This is a genomic window from Kitasatospora sp. NPDC038210 (genome assembly GCF_055600605.1).
Map to the genome: position 1 here is coordinate 85,002 of NZ_JBVJYK010000030.1, position 6,727 is coordinate 91,728.

The 6,727-nt window shown below is 74.3% G+C and carries 5 protein-coding genes and 1 pseudogene; 1 reads left to right on the top strand and 5 read right to left on the bottom strand.

The genetic code is table 11. The annotated features are described in order from the left end of the window. Window positions 1–31: 31 nt before the first annotated feature. The gene (locus ACZ7KX_RS36900; RefSeq protein WP_470330324.1) at window positions 32–1,099 is read right to left on the bottom strand and encodes an NUDIX hydrolase; all 1,068 of its coding nucleotides are present in this window, start codon (window positions 1,097–1,099) and stop codon (window positions 32–34) included. Between the two features lie 417 nt (window positions 1,100–1,516). Between ACZ7KX_RS36900 and ACZ7KX_RS36905 the strand changes: the two genes are divergently transcribed. Next, window positions 1,517–2,431, top strand: a complete 915-nt coding sequence (locus ACZ7KX_RS36905; RefSeq protein WP_470330325.1) for a ribokinase — start codon at window positions 1,517–1,519, stop codon at window positions 2,429–2,431. 143 nt (window positions 2,432–2,574) lie between these two features. Here the strand turns inward: ACZ7KX_RS36905 and ACZ7KX_RS36910 are convergent, their stop codons facing one another. From ACZ7KX_RS36910 to ACZ7KX_RS36925, 4 genes and pseudogenes are all read right to left on the bottom strand, one after another. After that, window positions 2,575–3,462 (bottom strand): C40 family peptidase, encoded by an 888-nt coding sequence (locus tag ACZ7KX_RS36910; protein WP_470330326.1) that lies wholly within the window; start codon window positions 3,460–3,462, stop codon window positions 2,575–2,577. Between the two features lie 358 nt (window positions 3,463–3,820). After that, on the bottom strand, window positions 3,821–5,242 hold the full coding sequence (locus ACZ7KX_RS36915) for an acyl-CoA synthetase (protein ID WP_470330327.1): 1,422 nt from the start codon (window positions 5,240–5,242) through the stop codon (window positions 3,821–3,823). Between the two features lie 291 nt (window positions 5,243–5,533). Beyond that, window positions 5,534–6,496 carry an electron transfer flavoprotein subunit alpha/FixB family protein gene (locus ACZ7KX_RS36920; protein WP_470330328.1) on the bottom strand — a complete coding sequence of 321 codons (963 nt, stop codon included), beginning with the start codon at window positions 6,494–6,496 and terminating at the stop codon, window positions 5,534–5,536. A 45-nt stretch (window positions 6,497–6,541) separates the two neighbouring features. Further along, window positions 6,542–6,727: pseudogene (locus tag ACZ7KX_RS36925) on the bottom strand (electron transfer flavoprotein subunit beta); the annotation flags it as partial.

Here is a 6,727-nt window from a genome sequence, read left to right on the forward strand (position 1 = left end):
TCGCAGCCGCCGGCTCCGCCGCAGCCGCCGACTACGCCGCGTCCGCTGCGCTCGCCAGCCCGACGGCCACCCGGCACCCCGCTTCCAGGTACCGCAGCTCGCCACTGCGCCGGGCGTCCAGGGAGGCCGCCAGACGCCGGTAGCGGCTCGGGGGCAGCAGCTCGGCGGCCTCGTCCAGCGTGACGAAGCGCCAGCTGCGCAGCTCCTCCTGCTGCAGCAGCAGGTTCTGGCGGCCCGCCGCGTCCAGGAGACCGCCGTCGTACACCAGCCGCAGACCGCCGCGGCGCGGACCGGTGCGCGGCTCCCAGTCGACGGCGAGCAGGCGCAGCCCGGACGGGTCGAGGCGCAGGCCGAGTTCCTCGGCGGTCTCGCGCAGCGCCGCGTCGGTGGGGGCCTCGCCGCGCTCGACCACGCCGCCGGGGAAGTCCCAGTCGGGCTTGTAGACCGGGTCGACCAGCAGGACGCGGTCCTGCTCGTCGAAGAACAGGACGGCGGAGGCCACGGTGTCCCCGGTCGGGTCCGGGCTCTGGACGATCGGGCAGCGGGCGGCGCCGACCCGGACCAGCTCGGCGATCCGGAGGGCGGTCTCCCGCGGCGTGAGTTCGCTGGTGTCGACCATCCGGGCGTCCCCGACCAGCCAGCGACGGGCGGCGCGGTAGCGCGGCAGGTGCTCCAGGCACCAGGCCCGGACCCGCTCGCTGGCCTCCGGGTCGCCCGGGCACTCCTCCCGGTTGGCTATGCGCTCGCGCAGGATCGTTTCTTCTGGGTCCAGCACGAAGTGGTGCACCGTGATCCCGTGCGAGGCGAGGTCACCGAAGATCTCGTCCCGGTAGTCCTCTCTGAGCAGCGTCATCGGGACCACCAGCGGGCCTCCGACCTCGTCGAGCAGTGCGGCCGCCGTCTCGGGGACGAGTCGGCGCCAGGCCGCGAGGTCCTGGAAGTCGGACACCGTCGCCAGCCGGTCGGCCGGGAGCATCCGGCGCAGACCGAAGCCCACCTGCTCGGGATCGAAGAGCACGCTCCCGGGCAGCAGTTCCACCAGCTCGCGGCAGGCGCTCGTCTTGCCCGCCCCGAATGTGCCATTGACCCAGACGATCACAACGTCCCCTGCCCCTCGACTTCCCCCGATGCCGATCGCACCGGGCAGCGCCCCCGTCGGCCGAACCAGCGCCACCCGTGGTGGTACCCGCGTCACGCCGCTCCCCATGCCTCCCCACCGCGCCCGTCCGCGCGCCCCGGTCTGCCCCGTGACAGCGGCATGTGCCCAGGCCAGGCGCCCGGGGTCGGAATATGCAGACCGGTCTACATCAAAATTGCACCCCTTCACCACTGCTCACGCACAGGAGATCGGATGGGCCGACTTCCTGTGCACATCAGCCCCTCGCCACCGCACCCGGCTCGTGCGCCCCAGCCTGCACGGCGGCTTGCAGTGCGGTCCGCACCCCGGGTTCCCCGGTCTGCGCCGGCTGCGCCCGCCCGCTTGCGCCGCCGACGCCCCGGCGCGTACAGAGGAACGATGAAGCTGCTGCCCGTCGGCCGAGTCGTCGTCATCGGATCGGTGAACACCGACCGCATCCTGCGCTGCCCCGTGCTCCCCTCCCCCGGCGAGACCGTCCTCGCCGACGCCGCCACCCGGGGCTTCGGCGGCAAGGGAGCCAACCAGGCGATCGCGGCGGCCCGGATGGGCGCGGCGACGCACCTGGTCGCCAAGGTCGGGCGCGACTCCGACGGCGAGGCGGCGCTCGCCGATCTGCACGGCGCGGAGGTCGAGACGGGCTCCGTGCTCACGCACCCCGACGCACCCACCGGTCAGGCGATCGTCATGGTCGACCCCTCCGGCGAGAACAGCATCGTCGTGGTCCCCGGCGCCAATGCGCACCTCACCCCGGACGAGGTGACCGCGGCCCTGAGCCGCCTCCGGCTCCTCCCCGTCGACGTGGTGCTCACCAGCAACGAGGTCCCGGCGGAGTGCATCCGCGCGACCGCCGCCGCCCTGCCCGCCGCGGGCCCCTCCGGCGGCACCCGCTGGCTGCACAACACCGCCCCGGCCGGCGAGCTGCCGGACGTCGGCCCGACCGGGCGCCGGCCGCTGGTCATCGCCAACGCCGTCGAGGCCCGCCAGCTCACCGGGGCCGCCGACGTCACCGAGGCCGCCCGGGCCCTCGCCACCCGCGCCGAGGGCGTGGTGATCACCCTCGGCGGCGACGGCGTCCTGGTCGCCGCGGACGAACGGTACGACCGGCTGCCCGCCCCGGCCGTCCGGGTGGTCGACACCACCGGGGCCGGGGACGTCTTCTGCGGCGCACTCGCCGCCGAGCTCGCGCGCGGCAGCGACCTCCGCGCCGCTGCCGCCACGGCCGTGGCCGCCGGGGCCTTCGCCGTCACCGCCCTCGGTGCCCGCGGCGCCCTCCCCCGCCCGACGGACCTCTGACCGCGCGTCGGACGACCGGACCCCGGACCAGACCGCCCCGGACGACCGGGACCGCCCCGGACGACCAGGCGCAGGCCGGGGGCGCCGGCCCGACCGGACGCCCCCGACCTGCGGACTTGCGGGCCCCGGGCCCGCGGCAGCCGCTACGGCCGGCCCATGTACGCCGGGTAGTAGCCGCTGCTGATGCTGGAGATCCTGATGTTGGTCCCCGGCCGCGCGGCCTCGACGTACTGGTTGTTGCCCAGGTAGATCGCCACGTGCTGGATGCCGCGCGGAGTCCCGTCCGGCGACCAGAACAGCAGGTCACCGCGACGCAGCTGGCTCGCCTTGACCGGCGTGGTCGCCGCGAACTGGTCGTTGGCGACCCGCGGCAGGCTGATGCCGCCGCGCTTGAAGGACTGCTGCACCAGGCCCGAGCAGTCGTACCCGTCCGGCCCGTTGCCCGCCGTCCTGAACGGCTTGCCGAGCTGCGCGAGCGCGTACTGCACGGCGGTCTCGACATCCGGGTCCGCGGCCACCGAGCCGCCGGAGGAACCCGAGCCCGAGGAGCCGGAGGAACCCGACGACGAGGAGCCGCCCCCGGTCCGCGCCAGGTAGACGTCGTAGTGCGTGGTCCAGCGCCACTCGCCCTTGCTGTTGCGGAACCAGTAGCGCGAACCGTCCCAGCCCTGCTTGATCCCCCCGCTCGACTTCGTGCCGCTCGACGACGCGCCCGAGGACTTCGTCCCGCCCCCGGTCCGCGCCAGGTAGACGTCGTAGTGCGAGGTCCAGCGCCACTGCCCCTGGCTGTTCTTGAACCAGTACCGCGAGCCGTCCCAGCCGGCGTGCGCCGGCGCGGTCTCGGCGGCCGCGGGGCTCACACCGGTGCCGAGGCCGAGGACACCCGCTCCGGTCGCGATCACGGCCACCATGCCTATCCCCCGGCGGAGCCGCGCGGCCCGGGAGGGACGGGGGGAACGGGTGGTGGCAGCAACCTGCTGCGCGGTCGGTTCGTCGGCGGCATCCGGCGCGCCGGTGTTGACGGTGGTCATACTGCTGACTTCCTTCACTGCTGCGGTCTCTGCGAGTCGCTGCGGATCGCGCGGCTCGCTGCGGACTACCGCCGGGCGGGCGGCTGCGGAACTGCTTCGAACCCGCCGTACGTCCCGGCGACACCGGTCGGTACGGCTCGGCAGATCCCCGCCCGACACCTCGCGGCCTCCGGCCTTGCGGCCGGGAGCCGCGACGTGTCACCCGGGGATTCGGTTCTGCCTGCCCGTCACGTTAGGCACGCGTCCGCTCACGGCGCGCAGTGGAGTGAGCCAATGGAAGGAAGGGCCGCCGGCGTGGGCACCGACGGCGCATCAGGGTGAGGACCCGTCACCGCAGGGGGCGTCCGACGCCCCCTCATCACCGACCCGCGGCCTCCGTCAGCAGCTGCTTCTTCAGCACCTTTCCCAGTGCGTTCCTGGGTAGTTCGGGCACCAGCACGACCCGGCGCGGCCGCTTGTGCACCGACAGCCGATCCGCCACAAAGGCCGTCAGCTGTTCCCCCGTCACGGCGCCGCTCGGGATGACGTACGCGACGATCGCCTGTCCGAGGTCCTCGTCCGGCACGCCGACCACCGCCGCGTCGGCCACCGACGGGTGGTCGCGCAGCGCGGCCTCCACCTCACCCGCACCGATCCGGTAGCCGCCGCTCTTGATCAGGTCCACCGAGGCCCGGCCGACGATCCGGTGGAAGCCGTCCGCTCCGATCACCGCGACGTCGCCGGTACGGAACCAGCCGTCCGCCGTCCACGCCTCGGCGTCGGCGTCCGGCCGGTTGAGGTAGCCGCTGAACAGCGTCGGACCGGAGACCTGCAGCTCACCGACGGTCTCCCCGTCGTTCGGCACCGGTGCGCCGTCCTCGCCGACCAGCCGGGTGCGCACCCCCTCCAGCGGGAGGCCGACGCTCCCGGGGCGCCGTTCGCCGTCCGCCCTGGTGCTGACGGTGATCAGCGACTCGGTCATCCCGTAGCGCTCGATCGGGGCGTGGCCGGTGAGCGCGGCCAGCCGCTCGAACACCGGCACCGGCAGTGGTGCACTGCCGGAGACCAACAGCCGGGCCGAGGCCAACCGGGCGGCCGCCTCCGGGTCCGCCGCCAGCCGGGACCAGACGGTGGGCACCCCGAAGTAGAGGCTGCCGCCGGCCGCCGCGTACCCCGCCGGGGTGGGCCGGCCGGTGTGGACCAGCCGACTACCGGTGCGCAGGGCGCCGAGCACGCCGAGCAGCAGCCCGTGCACGTGGAACAGCGGCAGGCCGTGGGCGAGGGTGTCCTCGGCGGTCCACTGCCAGGCCGCGGCCAGGGCGTCGAGGTCGGCGGCGATCGCCTCCCGCCGGATCACCGCTCCTTTGGGCGCGCCGGTGGTGCCCGAGGTGTAGAGCACGAAGGCGGTCGAGTCCGCGGCCGGTTCGGCGTGGGTGGCGGCGGAGCGCCGCAGCGGATCGACCGGCAGCCCTTCGACGGAGCCGCCCTCGGGCAGCGCCTCCCCGACGGCGTGGGCGAGCAGCGCCGCACCGGAGTCGCGCAGGATGTGCTCGCGCTCCTTGGGCCCCGAGTCGGGCGGCAGCGGCACCACCGGGACGCCCGCCAGCAGGCCGCCGACCACGGCGGTGACCGTCTCGACGGTGGGCCGGGCGAGCACCGCCAACGCGGGGGCGCCCGCCACCCGATCCGCGACGGCGGTCGCCGCGCCCAGCAACTCCTCCCGGGAGAGCGCCCTGCCGTCGATCCGCAGCGCGTCCGCCGCGTCGCCGAAACCGCCCTGAAGTGCCGTCAGCAGTGCCATGCCACCGTCCTCGCCCTCGTCCCACGCCGTCACGTCACGTCCCGCGCATCACGCGTCCGGCCCATGAGGTCCGCTCATGCCCCGCGCATCACACGTCCGGCTCATGAACTCGACTCATGCCTGCGACATGAGCTCGACTCATGGCCACGACATGAGATCGGCTCATGCCCGCACGTCACGCGCTGCGCCGACTCTACGGGCCCCGGCACCACCCATCGCGCTCCGGGGACGAACGCCGGAGGGCGTGGCACCGAGCACCCGGTGCCACGCCCTCCGAACCTTCCCGCGGGATCAGGCCTTGCGGGCCTTCACCTCGGCGGTGAGCTGCGGCAGCACCTCGAAGAGGTCGCCGACCACGCCGTAGTCGACCAGCTCGAAGATCGGGGCCTCGGGGTCCTTGTTGACGGCCACGATGGTCTTCGAGGTCTGCATGCCGGCCCGGTGCTGGATGGCGCCGGAGATGCCCGCCGCGATGTACAGCTGCGGGGAGACCTGCTTGCCGGTCTGGCCGACCTGGCTGCTGTGCGGGTACCAGCCCGCGTCGACGGCGGCGCGGGAGGCGCCGACGGCCGCGCCGAGCGCGTCCGCGAGCTCCTCGACCACGCCGAAGCCCTCGGCGGCACCGACGCCGCGGCCGCCGGAGACCACGACGGCGGCCTCGGTCAGCTCGGGGCGGCCGGTGGACACGCGCGGGGTGCGCGAGGTGACCTTGGCGGCGTTGCCGGTGAACTCGACCGACACGTTCTCCACCGTGCCGGCGGCCGGGGCGGCCTCCGGGGCGACGGCGTTCGGCTTGACCGTGATGACCGGCGCGCCCTTGGTGACCTTGGACTTCACCTGGAACGACGCGGCGAACACCGACTGGGTGGCGACCGGGCCGCCGTCGCCGGCCTCCAGGTCGACGGCGTCGGTGATGATGCCGGAGCCGATCCGCAGCGCGACGCGGGCGGCGACCTCCTTGCCCTCGCCGGAGGAGGTGACCAGCACGGCCGCGACGTCGCCGGCCTTGGCGATCTGGGCCAGGGCGTCCACCTTGGGGACGACCAGCTGGTCGGCGAACTCGGCGCCGTCGGCGACGTACACCTTCGCCGCGCCGAACTCGGCGGCCTTCGCGGCGATGTCGGCGGCCGCGGCACCGGCGCCGAGGACGACGGCGGACGGCTCGCCGATGCGGCGGGCCAGGGTCAGCAGCTCCAGGGCCGGCTTGCGGACCGCACCGTCGGCGTGGTCCACCAGAACCAGGATCTCAGCCATGATTCGTTGCTCCTGATCGATCGTTGGATGCGCGAACGGGTGGGACTAGATGAACTTCTGGTCGGCGAGGAAGCCCGCGAGCGCCTTGCCGCCCTCGCCCTCGTCCTTGACGACCGTGCCCGCGGTACGCGCCGGCCGCGCGGCCACCGACTCCACCGCCGTCCACGAACCCGCCAGACCGACCTCGTCCGCCTCGATGCCCAGGTCGTCCAGGTCCAGCGACTGAACCGG